Source organism: Pandoraea sp., from assembly GCF_004297875.1.
In the GTDB taxonomy this organism is placed as follows: Bacteria; Pseudomonadota; Gammaproteobacteria; order Burkholderiales; family Burkholderiaceae; genus Pandoraea.
Genome location: NZ_SCSK01000022.1, coordinates 48,097 through 68,017, shown reverse-complemented (window position 1 = coordinate 68,017; position 19,921 = coordinate 48,097). Strand labels below are relative to the sequence as shown.

Sequence of the window (19,921 nt, the reverse complement as noted above, 5' to 3'; positions counted from 1 at the left end):
CTCCAGATCCGACGTCAAAATCTCGATTCCCTTGCGCCCCATGATCGCCTCCTGTCCACAGTGATTCGATCATAAAGCAATGCAAATTTATGTAAAGTTATTTCTGGGACATAACACTAGCAGGCGCTCATTTCTTGGCAAGCCGCCTGAGCACGTAGGCGCTCGCGGCCAGGCCAAATCCGGCGGTCACGCACATGCTCGCGCCAAAGCCGGCGCAATTGAGTCCCTGGGGTCCGGCCGCCGGTTCGCCATCGGCCGCGCACGCGGCATCCGGATAAATCAGCGGCTCGTCCGAGTACACGGCCGGCACGCCGAACTTCGTCTTCGGGCCGCGCGCGTATCCGTGCACGCGACGCAACCGAGCCCGCACCTTCGACAAAAGCGGGTCCTGAATGGTGCGTGCCAGATCGTCGATGCGAATGCGCGTGGGGTCGAGTTGCCCGCCGGCGCCGCCGACCGTGATGATCGGCTGGGCGCGGCTGCCGGCCCAGGCGATCAATGCAGCCTTGACGCGCACGTTGTCGATCGCATCGATGATCCAATCGAAGCCGGGAGCCAGCAGGTCATCGAGATTGTCCAGCTCGGCAAAGTCCTCGATAATGGTGACTTGGCACTGCGGATTAATCGCGCCGATGCGCTCGGCCATGGCCTGCACCTTGGCCTTGCCGTAATTGCCCTCGAGTGCATGAATCTGGCGGTTGGTATTGCTCTCGGCGACGTGGTCGAGATCGATCAGGGTCAGGCGCCCGACCGCGCTGCGCGCAAGCGCTTCGGCCACCCAGGAGCCGACGCCGCCAATGCCGATGACACAGACGTGCGCAGCACGCAAAGCCGCCAGGCCCGCGTCGCCATAAAGGCGGGCGATGCCGCCGAAGCGGCGCGGATCGACCAGAGTTATTTGCGGGGACGCACTCCCCATGTTGGCACCGCCCGATGCGGGCGGTACATTGTCGTTAACTGGCCGAGCCGTGTTATTCGTCATGAAAGTAATTGCGGGTGTACTCAAATGGTTGGCATTGCTGGTCGCCGCGATAATCGTCGGCTGCGCGATTTTTATCTCCGTGTTCAACTGGAACCGGGCGCGCGGCTGGATCGACCAGGAGGTCAGCGCCGCAGTCGAGCGGCCTTTCGCGATCCGGGGCGACCTGACGCTGCAATGGCTGCCGCCCGACGCCGAGGCTTCCGGCATGGGCCGCTGGCTGCCGCGCCCGCGTCTCATAGCGAATGATATCGTGCTTGGCAACCCTCCGTGGGGCTTGTCGCCGAACATGGTCGAAGTGCAGCAGGCCTCGATCTCGCTCGATTGGATGCCGCTGCTCGAACATCGCGTGGTGCTGCCCGAGGTAGCACTGGCGGCGCCGCACGTCGACCTGGAGCGGCTTGCCGACGGGCGCAACAACTGGACTATCAGGCAAAGCACGGGCAAACCGTCGCTGTGGCGCTTCAAGATCGACAAACTGGTGCTCGAGGACGGCATCATACGCGTGCGCGACCTGGGCCATAAGCTCGACCTGACCACCGAGCTGGCCACCATCGACGGCCAGCGCCCGTATGGCATCGGCTTCAAGACGCACGGTCGCTTCAACGGCGTGCTCGTGAGCGGTCGGGGCCGCAGCGGCGACGTGCTGTCGCTCGAGAATAATGGTGCCCCATTCCCGCTCGACGCGGCCATGCACATTGGCCGCACGACCATCGCGGTGCAAGGCACGTTCATCAATCCAATGACGCTGGCCGCGCTCGACATGCGGCTGTATCTGTCGGGGCCAACCATGGCCGATCTTTACCCAATCACCGGCGTGGTGCTGCCCGACACGCCGCCGTACCGCACCACCGGCCGCTTGATTCATTCGCCACGGGCATGGACATATGAACAGTTCACCGGCCAGGTCGGCAGCAGCGACCTGAGCGGCACGCTGACCTACCACGCCGACAAACCGCGGCCACTCCTTGAGGGCGCAGTGGTCTCGAATCTGCTGCGCCTGGCCGATCTGGGGCCGCTGATCGGCGCACAGGCCCCTGGCAAGCATGCAAGCGGCGGCGATTTGGGCACCAAGCCACCGCCGCAGCCGCCGGGTAAAGTGCTGCCGGTGGCGCCCTTCAACACGGACCGCTGGCGCGCGCTCGACGCCGACGTGAAATTCACCGGACGCAAGATCATCCGCGGCAAGGATCTGCCCATCGAGAATCTCGTCACGCATCTCGTTTTGCGCGACGGCGTGCTGAACCTCGATCCCCTGCAATTTGGCGTGGCTGGTGGGCAGATGGTCTCCAATATCACCCTGGACGGGCGCGCCTCGCCGATGCGCGCGCGCATGCAGATATCGCTGCGGCACCTCAAGATCAAGAAGCTTTTGCCAGAAGTCAATCTCATGAAAACCAGCCTGGGTGAAGTCAACGGCGACGTCGCCCTGGACGGCACCGGCAATTCCGTGGCGGCGCTGCTCGGCTCGTCCAACGGAGAAGTCAAGGCCCTGGTCGATCGCGGCTCGATCAGCAAGCTGCTGACGGAGTACCTGGGACTCAACGTCGGCAACATCGTTTTCTATAAGCTGTTTGGCGACAAGCAGATCGAGATGCGCTGCGCCGCAGCCGATTTCGCGGTCAACAACGGCGTGATGAACGCCCGTACCTTTGTTATCGACACCGCCGACATGAGTATCGGCGTCAAGGGCAAGATCGACATGAAGAACGAGCGGTTCGATCTGAATATCAAACCAGAACCGAAGCACTTCGGCATACTATCGCTTCGGTCTCCGCTCTATGTCAAAGGTACATTCAAAAACCCCGACGTCGGCGTCGACGCCGGCACACTGCTGGCTCGCGCAGGAGGCGCACTCGCCCTGGGGTTCGTCGCGCCAGTGAGCGCGCTGCTGCCGCTGCTGGAGACCGGACCGGGCGAAAACAGCCCGTGCCACAAACTGCTCAACGCGATGGAACACCCCGCCACAGCGGGCCGCCCCACGGATCGGGCGCGCGGCCATGCGGCGCCGCATCACCCGGATCGCACCCCGTCCGCGCAGGACACGGCGCCGCTCGGGCGCACCGGCGGAGCCCCATGAGGAGGTAGCGTCACACGTCGAAATCGCTGTGAAAGACACGATATCCCGGTTGCCTCGCATTCACACGCGGCGACGAACTCTTCGCTATACTGTGATCGTCTGCTTATAAAACTATCGTGATACCGTGACGTTGAACACACCCTCCCTCGCAGATTTGAGAAGAACGTACGCCCTCGGCTCGCTCTCCGAGTCCGATGTCGCGCAAGATCCGTTTGAGCAATTCAATCGCTGGTTCCAACAGGCGCTCGATGCCAAACTGCCCGAACCGAACGCGATGACGCTGGCCACGGCCGGCGCCGACGGTCGCCCCGATGCGCGCATCGTCCTGATCAAGGGCGTTGACGAACGCGGCTTCACGTTCTATACCAATTACGAAAGCCGCAAGGGCCAGGAACTGGCGCAGAACCCGGACGCCTGCCTGCTCTTCTATTGGATAGAACTCGAGCGCCAGGTGCGCATCGAGGGCAAGGTCGAGAAGGTGCCGGCGGCCGAGAGCGATGCCTACTTTCAGTCTCGCCCGCTCGATTCGCGCATTGGCGCGTGGGCCTCGGTGCAAAGCGCGGAAATCGGCGATCGACGCATCCTTGAGGAGCGCGAAGCTCAATTTCGCGCCCAATACGGTGAGCATCCGCCCCGCCCGCCGCACTGGGGCGGATATATCGTCAAGCCGGACGCGATCGAATTCTGGCAGGGCAGGCCCTCGCGCTTGCACGATCGCATCAAATACCAGCGGCGTGCCGGCGGCCAATGGAAAATCGTCCGGCTCTCGCCATAAGACAGCGGGATCACCTCTCGGATATCACCGCAACGCAGATGACCAGCCAACCTCTTTTATAGACACGGAGAATATCCATGTTGTGGGAGAAAAAGCTCGAAAACTGGGTTACCGACATCAAGCAATCATCCAATCTGCCGGTGCGCCTGGCCTTATGGAATGGACAGCAATACGATTTTGGCCACTTTGAAGCGCCTCAGGTCACGCTGCGCGTGGCCGGACCCGGTGCAGTAACGCGCCTGCTCACGCCGAGTCTCGACAATCTGGGCGAGGCCTACGTAAAGGGCGAGATCGACATCGAAGGCCGGCTCACCGACGTGATCGACATGGGCTATGCCCTGGCTGGCGGCACCTTGAGCCCGACCGGCAAGTTCGGCCGGATCACCCGACACTTCACGCACAGCAAGCAGACCGACAAGCGAGCCATTCAATTCCATTACGACGTATCGAATGAGTTCTACCAGCTCTGGCTGGACAAGAACATGGTCTACTCGTGCGGTTATTTCGAAAACGGCGACGAAGACATCGATACCGCGCAGTTGAAGAAAATCGATCATATCCTCACCAAGATCCAGCTGCAGCCCGGCCAGCAACTGCTCGATATCGGCTGCGGCTGGGGCGCGCTGGTGATCCGCGCGGCGCAAAAATTCGGTGCCAGGTGCCTGGGCGTCACGCTCTCGCAAAACCAGTTCGATCTGGCAACCGAACGGATCAAGGCAGCCGGCCTGCAAGACCTCATAGAAATTCGCCTGCAGGACTACCGCGATCTCGACGGCAAGTTCGATCGCATCACCAGCGTCGGCATGTTCGAGCATGTCGGACGCAAGAACCTGGTGACTTATTTCAGCAAGATGAATGCCTTGCTCAAGGACGACGGCGTCGCCATGAATCACGGCATTACGTCGACTGACCCGGACAGCGGCGAGACGGCGCTGGGCGGCGGCGAGTTCATTGACAAATACGTCTTCCCCGATGGCGAACTGGCGCACATCAGTATGGTGCTCGAGACCATGCAGCGCGGCGGGCTCGAGCCTTTCGACGCCGAAAGCCTGCGACGCCATTACGCCCGTACGCTAACGCTGTGGGCCGAGCGCTTCGAAGCACATACCGACAAGATCAAGGCGTTGGTCGGCGAGGAGCGCTATCGAATCTGGCGGGTCTATCTGGCCGGCTGTGCCTATGCATTCGAGCACGATCATACGTCGATCTTCCAGGTCATTTGCCGCAAGGCTGGTCAACCGGCCAGCCGGCTGCCCTGGTCGCGTCGCTATATTTATGGCGCATAAGGCGGCGCGCGCCCTAACGTGAGTCAGTTCGACCTGTTCGGAGCGGCGCATGCCACCCCCGCGCCGACCGGGGCGACTGATGCGACGGATGCCAGGTCGGAGGTGATCGCCGCTGCTGTCGGCGCGAGCGCCCCGGGAACCCCGCCGCGCCGGCGTGGCGATGTTTTGCCCGCGCCTGCCGACACTGCGCTCCAAACACTTGCTGGGACCTTGCCGGCAGGCTTGCATCTCGGCACCTCGTCCTGGTCATTTCCCGGCTGGCGAGGCATCGTATGGGATGACGATTACCCGGAAACCAGGCTCGCGCGACAGGGCCTTGGCGCCTACGCCAGCCACCCCCTGCTGCGTTGCGTCGGCATTGACCGATCGTTTTACGCGCCACTTACCCTGACCGACTACCAGCGCTATGCCAGCCAGGTGCCGGCGCATTTCCGCTTCGTCGTCAAGGCGCCGAGCCTGGTGTGCGACGCCACCGTGCGCAACGACAAGGGCCAGGGCGTGAGCGCCAACCCGTGCTTTCTCGATGCCGCGCTGGCTGCCGACAAATTCGTCACGCCTTGCCTGTTGGGACTCGGCAACAAGGCGGGGGTGCTGGTGTTCCAGTTCTCGCCGTTGCCGCCCGAGTGGCTGGGCTCGGCACACGGCTTCGTCGAGCGGCTCGGCGAGTTTCTCGCCGCCCTGCCGCCGCTGCCGCGCTCATCGCCGGGTGCGGGGCCGTGCTATGCGGTGGAGATTCGCGATGCGACGCTGCTCACGCCGAGATTCATCAAGACGTTGCGCCAGGCGGGCGTGCGCTACTGTCTCGGACTGCACGCACGCATGCCAAGCGTCGCCCGCCAGGCCGCCGCGCTGGCGCTGCTCGACGAGCAGGCGGGCGGGCCGCTGGTGGTTCGCTGGAGCCTGAACAGTGCATATCGCTACGAACAGGCCAAAGCCAAATACGCGCCGTTCGACAAGCTGATCGATCCCGACCCCGATACGCGCCGCGTGCTGGCAACGCTCGCGGCACACTACGCGCGCGCCGGCCAGCCGGTCTACCTGGTGGTGAACAACAAGGCCGAGGGGTCGTCGCCGCTGAGCTGCCTGAAACTGGCAGAGGCCATCGCCGATACGGCTACGACGTCTTGAGGCGCGAGGCGAATTTGGCGCGGAATTTCGCCAACTTCGGTGAAATCACCACGGCGCAATAGCCCTGTTGCGGATTTTCGCGATAGTAATTCTGGTGATAGCCCTCGGCAGGCCAGAACTCGGCCGCCGGCGCCACCTGCGTGACGATTGGACCGGGGTATAACTGCTCTCGCGTGAGTTCCGCAATCACCTGCTCCGCGACTTCGCGCTGTGCCGGCGAGTGATAGAAAATCACCGAGCGGTATTGGGTGCCCACGTCGTTGCCCTGCCGGTTCAACGTGGTCGGATCATGCGTGGCGAAGAAAATTTCCAGGATCTCGCGGTAACTGATCACCTGCGGATCGAACGTCACCTGCACGACTTCGGCGTGATCCGTATCGCCGTCACACACCTGGTGATACGTCGGCTGCCGCACATGCCCGCCGGCATACCCCGAGACCACCCGCTGCACCCCTTCGACCTGCTGGAATACCGCCTCGGTACACCAAAAGCAACCGTTGCCCAATGTCGCCGTTTCGACAGAACCCGTCATGATGCCCTCACTTCCGTTGACACGAATCGCCTATTGTCGCGCAAGCGGCGATTCCTGGCAGCGGCCCATGCGCCGACAGGCCACTGCGGCCTGTCGGCGCGTCAGTGCCTGGCGAGCTCGTCGCGCAGCGCGGCCTTTTGCACCTTGCCCAGCGCGCTCTTGGGCAGCGTCGGCAGGAACACGATACGGCGCGGCAGCTTATAGCGAGCGATGCGCTCGCCGAGAAACGCCAGTACGGCGTCGGCATCGAGCGATCCAGCCTGGTGCAGGCTGAGCACCGCGACCGGCACTTCGCCCGAGCGTTCGTCGGGCACTCCGATCACCGCGCACTCGGCCACGCCGGGCAATCCCACCAGCCAGTTTTCGATCTCGGCCGGATAGATATTCTCGCCGCCAGAGATGATCATCTCCTTGCTGCGGCCGACGACCTCGTAATCGCCCTCGGCGTCACAGCGCGCCAAATCGCCGGAGTGAAACCATCCATCGACGAACGCCGGATGGTCGGACGCGCCCCAATAGCCTTGCATCAGGTTCGCGCCGCGTACCCAGATCTCCCCCACCTCCCCGGGCGCGACATCCTTGCCATGCCGCACCAAGCGGATTTCGACGCCGGGACACGGCACACCGGTGCTGCCGGGTTTGCGCATGGCCCGCGCGATTTTGAGCACGATCGACACCGGCCCGGTCTCGGTGGCGCCATAGACCTGCCCAAGCGGGACACCGCGCTCGTGAAAGGCATCGATGTAAGCGCGCGGCACGACCGACGAGCCCGCCATCACGCCGCGCAACGACGAAAGGTCGGCGTCGGCCCAGCCGGCATGACCGAGCACCGCGCGCAGCGTGGCCGGCACCATCAGCGACAGCGTGGGACGGTCGGTGCGCACCGCATCGAGCCAGCCGGCCGCATCGAAGCGCGCGTGCAGCGTGACGCTGGCGCCGCATAGCAGCGCCGGCAAGGTCTGGATGCACAGGCCGCCGACATGAAACAGCGGCAGCACTGACAGCACGTGATCGGCTGCGGTCATATCATGCGCCCACCAGCTCGCCTGGGCGTTGGCCAGCAGCGCGGCTTGCGTATGCATGGCCCCCTTGGGCTCGCCGGTCGTCCCCGATGTGTATGCCAGCAATGCCGGCGTATGCGGGTCGGCCGGCACGTACGTCAGCCCCTTTGGCGACGGGTGAGTCACCAGGTCGCGAATCGACCCGATCTCCAGCGCATGCTGGCCCGCCAGGCGCTCCTGCAGCGCCTCGGCCTGGGTTCGATGCGCCTCGTCGAACCACAGCACGCGCACGCCGGCCTGTTGCACGATCGCGGCCAGCTCGGGCAAGGCCAGCCGGATATTGAGCGGCGCGAGCATCGCACCGACTCGCATGCAGGCAAACAGCAGAGAAATCTGCAACTCGTGATTGAATCCGAGGCACGCCACCCGATCGCCGGGCGCGATCCGCCAGGTCTCGCACAAGTGACCGCTGATACGCTCGATGCGACGCCACAGCGTCGCGTAGTCGAAGACCGCCGCGGCCTGGCCGTCGCGCGCCGACACGCAGCGCACGGCGATTTGCTGCGGCGTGCGCTGCGCATGTTGTTCAATCAAATCGGCCAGACTGTTCATCAGGATCCTTTGTGCCGGTGGGATGATCGCTCGGCCGGCTCAGGCCGGACTGTCGTCGCTCTCGCCGGCCTCGTACAGCGTCTCGCGGCCAATTCTGTCGAGACAGAGTTCGGCCGTCCAGGGCAACATCAGGGCGCCGCAGCGCGAGTCGCGGTAGAGCCGCTCGAGCGGCAGTGTCTTGAGCATCGATTGGCCGCCGCACGTGCGAATGGCCAATTGGCACAATGCATTGGCGTTTTCCATGATGGTGTATTGCGCCGCATAGGCCCGCAAGCGCGCCTCTTTGCCAGGATCGATGCGCGCATCCTGAATCGCCCGCAGAAACAGCGCCCGCGTCTGTTCGAGCATGATATGCATCTGCGCCACGGCAATCTGTTTGGTCGGATACATGCGCCGCTTGACCGGCGCACCCATGCCGGGCGCCTCGCCGCGCAAGTACTGCACGGTGAAATCATAGGCGGCCTGCGCGATGCCCATATAGGTGGGCGCCAGCGTCATGAACATGTGCGGCCAGCGGCCGGCGGCCTGGTAATAGACGCCGCGCGGCATCAACTGCAACTCGTCGGCCACGAACACGTCCTTGAAGATAAGCGTGCGCGAGACGGTGCCCCGCATGCCCAGCGGATCCCATTCGCCCGTCACGGTCAAACCAGGGGCATCGCCCGGCACCGCAATATACAGCGTATCGCGCATGCTCGGCGCGGCGCTTTCCTCAGTACACAGCACGCCATAGTAATTGGCCGCGCCAGATAAAGATGCAAAGATCTTGCGGCCGTTGATGCGCCAGCCGCCCGCCACCTTGGTCGCAGTGGTGCCGAACGGCGCCTTGCCGGCAGCCGCGGCGCTGCCTTCGGAGAACGGCTGGGCATAGATCGCGCCGTCGCGCACCACCCGCTCGAAATGGTGTTCCCGGTAGCGCAGGTGCTCGGCCCGCTGCGCGTCCGACATATCCAGATCATCCGCCAGAATGCCGGTCCACATCATCGAGCAGCTGTGCATGTTGAAGGTCAGCGCGGTGGCGCCGCAATGACGCCCGAGTTCGGCCGACACCATCATATAGGTCGCATAGTCCGCGCCCAGGCCGCCATGCGCCTTCGGAATGCACAGCCCCAGCAAGCCGGCGCGGCGCATGTCGTGGTAGTTCTCGAACGGAAACGACGCCTCGCGGTCCCAGCGGGCAGCGCGCGGAGCCAGCGACTCGCGGCCAACCTGCTCGGCCAGCGAAAGCAGATTCTGTTGGTCATCGGTCAAGGGAAAATGCTCGCCGACGATCGAGCGTGACGGAGATGGCAAGACAGCCTCCTACAAAAAACGGGATGGACGCGGCGGCATCGGCGATGTCGCCGGGGCCGCCGGAAAGTGCCGGGACAGAAAAGCGAGCGCCGCCGCGTTGAATGCAGCCGGCGTCTCGAGGTGTGCCAAATGACCAGCCCGCGGCAGACAGACATATTCGGCGCCAGGGATGCGTTGCGCCATTTTCTGCAGCACCGCCGGTGGCGCGTTGCCGTCGTTTTCGGCGGCCAGCGCGAGGGTCGGCACGGCAATGTTCGGCAAGTCGGCGCGGCGATCGAATGCGACCAGCGCTCCGAGTGCGGCGCGGTAGGTCTCGGGAGGCACGGCGCCCATCGCGGCAACCGCGGCGGTGATGGACTGAGCCGATGCGTCGGGGCCGACCATGCGCGCCACCAGATCCTGGGCGAGCTCGCTCATGCTGCGGCCTGCATCGAGGGGAGCGGTGCGCTGCCGCACGAAATCGCGCTGCCAGTTGCCATCGGGCCGGCCGAACGCGGCCGAGGTCGCGTACAGGACCAAGCCATCGATGCTGTCCGGCGCCAGGGCCGCGACAGTCTGCGCGACCATGCCGCCCATGCTGTGGCCGAGCAGCACGGCGCGGCGCGCGCCGACGGTATCCATGCATTGCAGGCAGCTGAGTGCGACTTGCTCGAGCGTATATGGCGCGACTGCCGCGCTGGCGCCGTAACCGGGCAAGTCGCAGGCCACCGCGCAATACCCGGCTTGACTGAGCGCATCGATCAGCGCCGGCCAGGTGTGACGATTGCCGCCGATGCCGTGCAACAGAAAAATTGCGGTGTCGCCGTGACCGGTCACATCGAACATCATCCGGGGTTGGAGCAGGCCGGAACTCATGCAAGCTCTCCCTGCAGCACGCCGTCGCGCACGATCACCTCGTTATCCAGCGCAATCGTGCAATGGCGCAACGGCAGATCGAAGTGCCCAAGCGTGTGCCGCCCGGCGACCTCATTGGCGCCGGTCGAATAGAGAAAGTTGCCCGCGAAGGCGCGCTGCTCGGTGCCATTGCAGTCACGCTTGTCATAGCAGGCCAGCGCCTCCCAGCGCGCTCGCGGATTCATGCCCCAGCCGACGTGCGACACCGCATAGGCGTCGCGCTCGCCCCATGCGGCGAAATATTCGCGCATCAGATCGGCGTCCAGCCCGTGACCGTCGATATCGGTCACAAAGTCATCGCGTATGGTCAACACCACGCGCTCACGCAAATAGCGCTTGAACGTCAGATTGATATCGCCAGGCGCCAGCACCAGGGTGCCATTCACGCTGCCGGCAGCCGGAAATGCCAGCACCAGGCCGCCCGGCCAGTGCGCGACCTGGCCGGGTTTGGCGCACCAGCCCCACACGCCGCCCACGCGGGCGCCGCCCAGCGCGACATCGAGCGCGGTGCCGGCGGCCGAGCTCACATGCATCCGGCCGGCAGCGCGCAGGCGTCTGATGCCCTGGCGCACCTTGGCCTCGAGGCCAGGGTCGGCCGCGCATCGTTCGAGAATCTCCGGATGTTCGTTGGAAATCATCAACACGCGAGCCCCGCCGGCCAGGATCGCCGGTAATTCGGCTGCGTGCAGCAATCCCTCGACGGTGCAGTCCACCACCAGCGTCGACGTCTTGAGTGCGGCGATGACCGGAGCGAGCCCCTGCAACGCGTCGCTTGCCCCGGTCGAGCGCACCGGCACGGGGGCGCTCAGCGCGGGCGAAGGCATCACGATGCGATAAGGCCGCGCGCCGAGCCGCTCCAGCGCCAACTGGGCCAATTCCACATTGACGGGGCGGGATTGCGATTCAGCTACAATCGCCACCGCATCGCCCGGCTGGACGTCGCACAGGCGCAGGGTCGCGGCAAAGGCCTCGATCCATTTATGCTCGATACGCTCGATCAGCACGTTGTCTCCTGATGGCAGCAGCACCCGCCCCAGCGAGGTCGGTCGTGGCCGCGCGGGTAACGGAACGCTTGTCGATCTATTATCCACGTCATAATATATGAAAGATCATATAAATCAACTCGCTGCAAGGAGTCTGCCGTCATGAGGCGCGCCGCCGCTCCCGACTTCGACGACGCCAGTTTCAGACGGGCGCTGGGGCAATTCGCGACCGGTGTGACGGTGATCACCACGCGCGCCGACCATGGCCAGTTGATAGGCATCACAGCCAGCTCGTTCAATTCCGTCTCGCTCGCACCGCCGCTGATTTTATGGAGCCTGTCCAATGCCGCCGGCAGCATGCCGGTGTTTCGCGACAATTCGCACTATGTGGTCAATGTGCTGGCGTCCTCGCAACTCGATCTGTGCCGACGCTTTGCCACGCTCAAGGGGGATCGCTTCGCGGGCGTTCCCTATACGCTGAGCGCCGCTGGCGTGCCGGTGCTCGACGGCGTGCTGGCATGGTTCGAATGCCACAATCGCAGCCGTTACGTGGAGGGCGACCATGTGATTTTCGTTGGCGAGGTCGAGCGCTGCGGCGTCCATCCGCATGCCGAGAAGGTGGCGCCGCTAATCTTCCACCGCGGCGGTTTTCACGAACCCCAGTCGCTCGATTGACATGAAAAATCCCGAGCGCTCCCCCTTCATCGACGATTATTTTGCGTACCTGCTGGCACGCGCGAGCGCCCTGGTATCGCACGAATTCCATGAGGAAGTGCAGGCCGCCGGGCTGGCCGTCTCGGAATGGCGCATCCTGGCCACGCTCTCGGACGGGCGCGCATGCACCATCAGCGAACTGGCCGACATTGTGCTGGCCAAGCAGCCCACGGTGACCAAGGTGGTCGACCGGCTAGAGAACGCGGGTCTGGTAGTGCGCCAGCCCGGCACCGTCGATCGCCGTCAGTCGCTGGTAAGCGGAACGCCCGCCGGTCGTCGCTTGGCCGCACCGCTGGTGGCCAGCGCAAAGGCGCATGAGGAACGCTTGCTGCAGCACTTCGGCACGGCAGAATCGGCGCAGCTCAAGGCCACGCTGCGTGCGCTGATCGACGAATTGAGCCCGCGCCGATCGTAGCGCCTGCTCAGGCGCGCGCCACGGCCGACAGCAGTTCGGCCGGCACGCCGATTTCATCCTTGAGCTTTTGCAGCACGATGTTCGAGCGGATGTCCATAACGCCGGGCGCCTTGTAGAGTCGCTGCAAAACGAAATCGGAATAGTGCTTCAGGCTCGGCGTGAGCACACGCAGCACATAGTGGCTCTCACCGGTTACCACGAACGCGCCGACAACCTCCGGCCATTCCTGAATGGTGCGCGCGAATTTCTCGTGCCAGCTCTCCAGGTCGTGGCGCAGCGATACGTGCACGAAGGCCTCGAGTTCGAACCCCAGCTTCTCGTGGCTCAGGCATGCCTGATAGCGGGCAATCACCCCCTGCTCTTCGAGCAGGCGCAAGCGCCGCAGACACGCCGACGGCGACAGCGCGATATGCTCGGCCAACTCGAGATTGCTGATCCGGCCGTTGGCCTGGAGCAACGACAAAATCTTGCAGTCCAGCGTGTCGAGAGAAATCGATTGCATATTATTTCTTAAAAATTAATTTAACAAGAATTATATTCTAATCAATCGAATTTAATTAGCGCATTTAGCAAGCACTTTCGAATAATTTTCTTCTATCATGCGCTAACAATTAACTTTCCAGGCAGGTTCGCGCATCGTGAACACCCCCCGCAAAATTTGGGATATCAGCCCGCCCATCAATCCGCAGACGCCAACCTGGCCGGGCGACACGCGCGTCACCGAAGAACGCGTATGGAAGATCGGCCCCGATTGCCCGGTCAACGTCGGCCGAATCATGCTGTCGCCGCATACCGGCGCCCATACCGATGCGCCGCTGCACTACGATGCGGCCGGTGACGCCATCGGCGCGGTCGCGCTGACGCCCTACCTGGGGCCGTGCCGCGTCATCGATTGCACCGGAGCGCAGCCGCGCGTCGAACCCGATCATCTGGACGGGCGCCTGGCTAACGTCCCGCCGCGCGTGCTGCTGCGTACCTACGACCGCAGCCCGGCCGATTGGGACGAAGCTTTCTGCGCGGTGGCGGCAGCCACCGTCGACCTGCTCGCCGCGCATGGCGTGCAACTGATCGGCATCGACACCCCATCACTGGATCCGCAAGCCTCCAAGACCATGGATGCGCACCAGCGCGTGCGCGCCCATCGCATGGCGATCCTCGAGGGCATCGTGCTCGACGACGTCGCGCCTGGCGATTACGAACTGATCGCCCTGCCACTCAAATTCACCAACCTCGACGCCAGTCCGGTCAGAGCCATACTGCGCGCGCTTTGAATTTCTTCGATAAGGAAAATGCCATGACGATAACCCGCCAGGATTGCGAGCAACGAGATCGCCACGACCCGCTGGGCGCGCTGCGCCAGCACTTCGATCTGCCCGAGGGCGTGATCTACCTCGACGGCAATTCGCTGGGCGCCCTGCCACGCCAGGCCGGGGCGCGCGCGCAGCAGGTCATCGCGCAGGAATGGGGGAACGGCCTCATTCGCAGCTGGAACGACGCCGGCTGGTTCGCTCTGCCGCGCCGCCTGGGCGACCAGTTGGCCCCGCTCATCGGCGCGGGCGCCAATGAAGTCGTGGTCACCGATACCACCTCGGCGAATCTGTTCAAGGTACTCGCCGCGGCGCTGCATCATCAGAAGCAGCATGCGCCGCAGCGCAAGATCATCGTCTCCGAACGCAGCAACTTCCCTACCGATCTGTACATCGCGCAGGGGCTGGCGAACCTGCTCGACGATGGCTATGCACTGCGCCTGATCGATACGCCGGAGGAGCTGCCGGCGGCGTTGCGCGAGGACGTCGCCGTGGCGCTGCTCACTCATGTCAACTACCGGACCGGCGCGATGTACGACATGGCCGCGCAAACCTCTCTCATCCAGGCCGCCGGTGCGCTGGCGATCTGGGATCTGAGTCATTCGGCCGGCGCGGTGCCGGTCAATCTGAACGGCGCGGGCGCCGACTATGCGATCGGCTGCACCTACAAATATCTGAACGGCGGACCCGGCGCGCCGGCTTACGTGTGGGTGCATCCGCGCCATCAGGCAACGTTCTGGCAGCCGCTGTCGGGCTGGTGGGGGCATCGCCAGCCGTTCGCGATGTTGCCCGACTATCAGCCCGACGAGGGCATCGGCCGCTATCTGTGCGGCACGCAGCCGATGGTGTCGCTGGCGCTCGTGCAATGCGGTCTCGATATCTTCGGCAAAACCGACATGCAGGCGATCCGGGCCAAATCACTGGCGCTGACCGATCTGTTCATCGAGCTGGTCGAGCAGCACTGCGCAGGCTTCCCGGTGACGCTGGTCACGCCGCGCGCACATGATTCGCGCGGCAGCCAGGTAAGCTTCGAGCATCCCCAGGGGTTCGCCATCGTGCAGGCGCTGATCGCCCGCGGCGTGATCGGCGATTACCGCGAGCCAGGCATCATGCGCTTCGGCTTCACGCCGCTGTACACCCGTTTCGCCGACGTGTGGGACGCGGTCGCCATCCTGCGCGATATTCTCGCCACGGGCAGTTGGGACCGGCCGGAATTTCACCGTCGCGGCGCCGTCACCTGATCGATCGACCGGAAACCTCAACTCTCGCGGAGTAAAAACACCATGAATCACCCGTCCACCCCTCGCGGGGAAGACAAGGCCGCCGAGGGCGGCTGGCACAGTGCAAAACTGGATTTTTCGACGTCGATGAGCTACGGCGACTACCTGTCGCTCGACGCGATTCTATCTGCGCAACATCCGCGCTCGCCCGATCACAACGAGATGCTTTTCATCATTCAGCATCAAACCACCGAGCTCTGGATGAAGCTGGCGCTGTTCGAGCTGCAAGCCGCGCGCGAAGCGGTGCGGCAGGATGACTTGCCGCCCGCTTTCAAAATGCTGGCGCGCGTCTCGCGCATCATGGAGCAATTGGTTCAGGCCTGGAGCGTGCTGGCGACCATGACGCCATCGGAATACTCGGCGATGCGTCCGTACCTGGGCACGTCATCGGGCTTTCAGTCTTACCAGTACCGTGTGCTGGAATTCATACTGGGCAATAAAAACGCCGCCATGCTCAAACCGCACGCGCACCGGCCGGACATACTCACGCACGTGCAGACCGCGCTTCAGACGCCATCGTTCTACGACGAGGTCATTGCGCTGCTTGCCCGGCGAGGCTTTGCGATTGCGCCAACGCGGCTCGAGCGTGACTGGACGCAGCCGACGCCGCATGACGCGTCGGTAGAGGCCGCGTGGCTGGCCGTCTATCGCGACCCCTCGCACCACTGGGATCTCTACGAAATGGCCGAGGAGCTGGTGGATCTGGAAGACGCCTTTCGTCAGTGGCGCTTCCGGCATGTCACCACCGTCGAGCGCATCATCGGCTTCAAGCAGGGCACCGGCGGCACCAGCGGCGCTCCTTACCTGCGCAAGATGCTCGACGTGGTGCTGTTTCCGGAATTGTGGCAAGTACGCACGACGCTGTAAGCCTCAGCGATGGCCGCTCAGGCGCGCGGCCATTGCCTTGAGACGCGGGCCGATCTCGAGACGGAACTTGTCTTCCGGGATCGACGAGGCCGGCCCGCTGCAACTGATCGCCAGCCAGCGCTGCTGGCGCGTGTCGCGCACCGGCACCGCGACCGCATTGACGCCCTCGTGCCATTCACGAAACGAATAGCAGCATCCCTCGCGCTGAAACGTCTCCACCGCGCGCTCGACTCCCGCGCTCAATTGTTCCCAGTTGTCCGGGTGCGCCTTGCGCAGTGCCGCGAGCGTCGCGCTGCGCTCACCGGGCGACATCACCGCCAGGCAGGTGCGCCCCATTGAACTGGTCAGCATCGACAAGCGCGAGCCAGCGGTCAGCCCGAGCGTGAGCGCGGCCTCGCTGCGGATCGTCTCGAGATAGACCATCTCCAGGCCTTCCCGGCAACCCAGCGATACCGCGCTTTGCATCTCGCGGGCCAGCGCACGCATATGAGGCCGCGCCAACGTGAGAATGTCGGCGCCGCCAAGGAACGCATAGCCGAGCGCCAGCACCCCGGCATCGAGCGCATATTTGCCGACGTCGACGTCGTAGCGCAGGTAACCGAGCTCGGTCAGCGTGTACACCAGCCGGCTGATGGTGGCTTTGGGCAAACCGGTGCGATCGGCGATCTCGCGGTTGCCGAGCAAGCCATCCCCGGCTCCGAAGCAGCGCAGCACGTCGAGGCCGCGCGCGAGCGCGGTCACGAATTTACGCTCGTCCACCGCCAAGGCATCGATTTGCGGCAAGCGTGCCAACGATTTCATAATGACTTCCTCCGATAGCCCTACTTTGCGTTTGTCGCACAAATACTTTAGTGTTAAACTAAAACGAATTTCAGAACATTGTTCCGCATTGCGGAACTTCCGTCAAGCCGCAATTTTTCATCTGATGTCGAAGGAAAAAGGAGAGTGGGTATGAGTCAGGCGCAATTTCACTGGGAAGATCCGCTGTTGCTGGACATGCAGCTGACCGACGAGGAGCGGATGGTGCGCGATGCCGCGCAAGCGTACGCACAAGACAAACTGGCCCCCCGCGTGCTGGAGGCATTTCGTCACGAGCAAACCGATCCGGCGATCTTTCGTGAGATGGGTGAGCTCGGCCTGCTCGGCCCGACCATTCCCGAGCAATACGGCGGCCCGGGGTTGAATTACGTCAGCTACGGCCTGATCGCGCGCGAGGTCGAACGCATCGATTCGGGTTACCGCTCAATGATGTCGGTACAGTCCTCGCTGGTGATGGTGCCCATTTATGAATTCGGCAGCGAAGCGCAAAAACAGAAATACCTGCCCAGGCTGGCCACCGGCGAGTGGATCGGCTGCTTCGGCCTGACCGAACCGAATCATGGTTCGGATCCTGCCGGCATGACGACCCGCGCGAAAAAAGTCGCCGGCGGCTTCGAGTTGAGCGGCAGCAAAATGTGGATCAGCAATTCGCCTATCGCCGATGTGTTCGTGGTATGGGCCAAGCTGCAGGGCGACGACGGCAAGGACGCGATCCGCGGGTTCATTCTCGAAAAGGGCTGGAAGGGCTTGAGCGCACCGGCCATTCACGGCAAGGTCGGCCTGCGTGCTTCGATCACCGGTGAAGTGGTGATGGATCAAGTGTTCGTGCCGGAAGAGAACCTGATGCCCGGCGTGAGTGGCCTCAAAGGTCCGTTCACGTGCCTGAATTCAGCGCGCTACGGCATCGCCTGGGGCGCGCTTGGCGCGGCCGAGTCCTGCTGGCACACCGCACGCCAGTATGTGCTCGATCGCCAGCAATTCGGCCGCCCGCTCGCCGCCAACCAACTCATCCAGAAAAAGCTGGCCGACATGCAGACCGAGATCACGCTGGGCCTGCAAGGCTGCCTGCGGCTGGGCCGCATGAAGGACGAAGGCACGGCTGCCGTCGAGATCACCTCGATCATGAAACGCAACTCGTGCGGCAAGGCACTCGACGTGGCCCGCCTGGCGCGCGACATGCTGGGCGGCAATGGCATTTCCGACGAGTTCGGCGTGGCACGCCACCTGGTCAACCTGGAAGTCGTCAACACCTACGAGGGCACCCACGATATCCATGCGCTTATCCTGGGGCGCGCGCAAACCGGCATCCAGGCGTTTTTCTGAAACACAAATAAAAATGGCCCACCGCATGACGCGGTGGGCCCGAAATGCGGCATGGATCACACGCCGCAAAACTCGATACCGAATTACTTGTTGGGTTGCGGTGTCATGCGCAGGTAGGGACGCACAACCTTGTAGCCCTTCGGGAATTTCTGTTTCAGCACTTCCGGATCCTGCAGCGAGGGCACGATCACGACGTCCTCGCCCTCTTTCCAGTTGCCGGGGGTTGCGACCGAGTAGTTATCGGTCAACTGCAACGAATCGATGACGCGCAACACTTCATCGAAATTGCGGCCGGTGCTGGCCGGGTAAGTGATGATCAGGCGCACTTTCTTTTTCGGATCGATCACGAACAGCGAGCGCACCGTCAGCGTTTCATTGGCGTTCGGGTGAATCATGTCGTACAGATTCGACACCTTGCGGTCCTTGTCCGCCAGAATCGGAAAATTCACCGATGTGCTTTGGGTTTCGTTGATGTCGTTGATCCAGCCCTTGTGCGACTCAACGTCATCGACCGACAATGCAATAGCCTTGACGCCACGTTTTTCGAACTCGCCCTTGAGTTTGGCGGTCAGACCGAGCTCGGTCGTGCACACCGGCGTGTAATCGGCCGGATGGGAAAACAGCACGCCCCAGCTATTGCCGAGCCACTCGTGGAATTTGATGCGGCCTTGCGAGGAATCCTGTTCGAAATCGGGAGCGGTATCGCCCAAACGCAAACTCATGACATGGTCTCCTTGAGATGCTTCATTGCGGTGTTGAAAGATTATAGGATGCGGGTGGCGGGCAAAAGGAATATAAAATCAGTAGCAAATAATTTTTTGCTATATGGGCCCGCGCTGGTTGTTGTTTCGTGGCAACGCATGCCAACCCGGGGTAGCATAGGGACTGACGTATTCGTATTCATGCGGGAAAGACCATGTCGCAATCGCAAGTCAATAAGGAGAAGCTCATGACCGATATCAAGGCAGTACTCGCCGACGCGGAAGACCTGCTCAAGCAAGCCACCAACGCCACCGGCGAACGCGCCACCGAATTGCGCGAGAATGCCATGGCGCTGCTCAAGCAGGCCAAGGAAAAAGCCTCCGACGTCCAGGTCGTGGTCGTGGAGAAAAGCAAACAGGCGGCACGCGCCACTGACGACTACGTGCACGATCATCCCTGGCAAGCGGTCAGTATCGCGGCTGGCGTCGGCCTGCTGCTCGGCTTGCTGATCAATCGCAAATAAGGCGGGCCACGCGGCCGACACCGATGACCGATTACGACCGCTCCGCCTCGGGCCGTCCCTCGCTGCGCCGCACGGTCGGCGTAGCGCTCGAGATCGTTCAATCCCGGCTGGAATTGATCGGCATCGAACTGAGCGAGGAAAAGGACCGCCTGCTGACGATTGCCTTTCTCGGGCTCGCCGGCATGCTATTCGGCCTGCTGGCCCTGATCACCTTGACTGCGCTGGTCGCCGTACTGTTCTGGGACACCTATCGCTGGCAAGCCCTGTGTGCGATCGCGCTGGCCTATGTGCTCGCCGGGCTGGCATGCGCGGCGCTGGCGCGGCGCATGCTGCGCGAGGCGCCGCTGCCGTTCGAGGCAACGCTCAACGAATTCCAGAAAGACCGCGATGCGCTGCGCGGAGATTGAA

Annotated in this window: 20 protein-coding genes and 1 pseudogene; 12 read left to right on the top strand and 9 right to left on the bottom strand. The window is 63.3% G+C overall.

What is annotated here, in order from left to right; all coding sequences use genetic code 11:
• Positions 1 to 127: 127 nt before the first annotated feature.
• Entirely contained in the window at positions 128 to 919 is a 792-nt protein-coding gene (gene tcdA, locus EPN80_RS06810; protein WP_293025074.1) for a tRNA cyclic N6-threonylcarbamoyladenosine(37) synthase TcdA, read from the bottom strand.
• Between the two features lie 61 nt (positions 920 to 980).
• On the opposite strand from tcdA, the gene EPN80_RS06805 reads away from it, so the two are divergent.
• From EPN80_RS06805 to EPN80_RS06790, 4 genes are all read left to right on the top strand, one after another.
• Complete coding sequence (locus EPN80_RS06805; protein WP_293025072.1) at positions 981 to 3,059, top strand: AsmA family protein; 2,079 nt, start codon at positions 981 to 983, stop codon at positions 3,057 to 3,059.
• A 130-nt stretch (positions 3,060 to 3,189) separates the two neighbouring features.
• Positions 3,190 to 3,834 (top strand): pyridoxamine 5'-phosphate oxidase, encoded by a 645-nt coding sequence (pdxH, locus tag EPN80_RS06800; RefSeq protein ID WP_293025070.1) that lies wholly within the window; start codon positions 3,190 to 3,192, stop codon positions 3,832 to 3,834.
• 77 nt (positions 3,835 to 3,911) lie between these two features.
• Positions 3,912 to 5,120 (top strand): cyclopropane-fatty-acyl-phospholipid synthase family protein, encoded by a 1,209-nt coding sequence (locus EPN80_RS06795; RefSeq protein ID WP_293025068.1) that lies wholly within the window; start codon positions 3,912 to 3,914, stop codon positions 5,118 to 5,120.
• An 18-nt stretch (positions 5,121 to 5,138) separates the two neighbouring features.
• Positions 5,139 to 6,248: a DUF72 domain-containing protein gene (locus tag EPN80_RS06790; protein WP_293025067.1), complete on the top strand. Its 1,110-nt coding sequence runs from the start codon at positions 5,139 to 5,141 to the stop codon at positions 6,246 to 6,248.
• Here the strand turns inward: EPN80_RS06790 and msrA are convergent.
• The 5 genes from msrA to EPN80_RS06765 all read right to left on the bottom strand — a co-directional run bounded on the left by msrA (position 6,235) and on the right by EPN80_RS06765 (position 11,584).
• Positions 6,235 to 6,783 (bottom strand): peptide-methionine (S)-S-oxide reductase MsrA, encoded by a 549-nt coding sequence (msrA, locus tag EPN80_RS06785; protein WP_293025086.1) that lies wholly within the window; start codon positions 6,781 to 6,783, stop codon positions 6,235 to 6,237. The two genes, EPN80_RS06790 and msrA, sit on opposite strands and share 14 nt — an antisense overlap.
• Positions 6,784 to 6,881: 98 nt before the next feature.
• Entirely contained in the window at positions 6,882 to 8,393 is a 1,512-nt protein-coding gene (locus EPN80_RS06780) for an AMP-binding protein (protein WP_293025065.1), read from the bottom strand.
• 39 nt (positions 8,394 to 8,432) lie between these two features.
• Positions 8,433 to 9,665 (bottom strand): acyl-CoA dehydrogenase family protein, encoded by a 1,233-nt coding sequence (locus tag EPN80_RS06775; protein WP_293025084.1) that lies wholly within the window; start codon positions 9,663 to 9,665, stop codon positions 8,433 to 8,435.
• A 30-nt stretch (positions 9,666 to 9,695) separates the two neighbouring features.
• Positions 9,696 to 10,541 (bottom strand): alpha/beta fold hydrolase, encoded by an 846-nt coding sequence (locus tag EPN80_RS06770; protein WP_293025063.1) that lies wholly within the window; start codon positions 10,539 to 10,541, stop codon positions 9,696 to 9,698.
• Positions 10,538 to 11,584, bottom strand: a complete 1,047-nt coding sequence (locus EPN80_RS06765) for a peptidase M29 (protein WP_293025061.1) — start codon at positions 11,582 to 11,584, stop codon at positions 10,538 to 10,540. Before EPN80_RS06765 ends, EPN80_RS06770 begins: the two co-directional genes overlap by 4 nt.
• 141 nt (positions 11,585 to 11,725) lie before the next feature.
• Between EPN80_RS06765 and EPN80_RS06760 the strand changes: the two genes are divergently transcribed.
• Positions 11,726 to 12,238: a flavin reductase family protein gene (locus EPN80_RS06760; RefSeq protein WP_293025059.1), complete on the top strand. Its 513-nt coding sequence runs from the start codon at positions 11,726 to 11,728 to the stop codon at positions 12,236 to 12,238.
• Position 12,239: 1 nt separating this feature from the next.
• Positions 12,240 to 12,692 carry a MarR family transcriptional regulator gene (locus tag EPN80_RS06755; protein ID WP_293025057.1) on the top strand — a complete coding sequence of 151 codons (453 nt, stop codon included), beginning with the start codon at positions 12,240 to 12,242 and terminating at the stop codon, positions 12,690 to 12,692.
• A gap of 7 nt (positions 12,693 to 12,699) precedes the next feature.
• Here the strand turns inward: EPN80_RS06755 and EPN80_RS06750 are convergent, their stop codons facing one another.
• A complete protein-coding gene (locus tag EPN80_RS06750) occupies positions 12,700 to 13,194 on the bottom strand; it encodes an Lrp/AsnC family transcriptional regulator (protein WP_047216170.1) in 495 nt (164 codons plus the stop codon).
• A gap of 136 nt (positions 13,195 to 13,330) precedes the next feature.
• Between EPN80_RS06750 and kynB the strand changes: the two genes are divergently transcribed.
• From kynB to kynA, 3 genes and pseudogenes are all read left to right on the top strand, one after another.
• Positions 13,331 to 13,963 (top strand): arylformamidase, encoded by a 633-nt coding sequence (gene kynB, locus EPN80_RS06745; RefSeq protein WP_293025054.1) that lies wholly within the window; start codon positions 13,331 to 13,333, stop codon positions 13,961 to 13,963.
• Positions 13,964 to 13,986: 23 nt separating this feature from the next.
• Complete coding sequence (kynU, locus tag EPN80_RS06740; RefSeq protein ID WP_293025052.1) at positions 13,987 to 15,240, top strand: kynureninase; 1,254 nt, start codon at positions 13,987 to 13,989, stop codon at positions 15,238 to 15,240.
• Between the two features lie 66 nt (positions 15,241 to 15,306).
• A pseudogene (gene kynA / locus EPN80_RS06735) lies at positions 15,307 to 16,146 on the top strand (tryptophan 2,3-dioxygenase); the annotation flags it as partial.
• Positions 16,147 to 16,149: 3 nt separating this feature from the next.
• On the opposite strand, the gene EPN80_RS06730 reads toward kynA, so the two are convergent.
• Positions 16,150 to 16,947 carry an IclR family transcriptional regulator gene (locus EPN80_RS06730; protein WP_293025048.1) on the bottom strand — a complete coding sequence of 266 codons (798 nt, stop codon included), beginning with the start codon at positions 16,945 to 16,947 and terminating at the stop codon, positions 16,150 to 16,152.
• Positions 16,948 to 17,097: 150 nt separating this feature from the next.
• Between EPN80_RS06730 and EPN80_RS06725 the strand changes: the two genes are divergently transcribed.
• Entirely contained in the window at positions 17,098 to 18,288 is a 1,191-nt protein-coding gene (locus EPN80_RS06725) for an acyl-CoA dehydrogenase (RefSeq protein ID WP_293025046.1), read from the top strand.
• 83 nt (positions 18,289 to 18,371) lie between these two features.
• On the opposite strand, the gene EPN80_RS06720 is transcribed toward EPN80_RS06725, so the two are convergent.
• The gene (locus tag EPN80_RS06720) at positions 18,372 to 19,010 is read right to left on the bottom strand and encodes a peroxiredoxin (protein WP_047216166.1); all 639 of its coding nucleotides are present in this window, start codon (positions 19,008 to 19,010) and stop codon (positions 18,372 to 18,374) included.
• Positions 19,011 to 19,204: 194 nt separating this feature from the next.
• Between EPN80_RS06720 and EPN80_RS06715 the strand changes: the two genes are divergently transcribed.
• On the top strand, positions 19,205 to 19,513 hold the full coding sequence (locus EPN80_RS06715; protein ID WP_293025042.1) for a DUF883 family protein: 309 nt from the start codon (positions 19,205 to 19,207) through the stop codon (positions 19,511 to 19,513).
• A 23-nt stretch (positions 19,514 to 19,536) separates the two neighbouring features.
• Positions 19,537 to 19,920 (top strand): phage holin family protein, encoded by a 384-nt coding sequence (locus EPN80_RS06710; protein WP_293025040.1) that lies wholly within the window; start codon positions 19,537 to 19,539, stop codon positions 19,918 to 19,920.
• The last annotated feature ends 1 nt before the right edge of the window (position 19,921 follow it).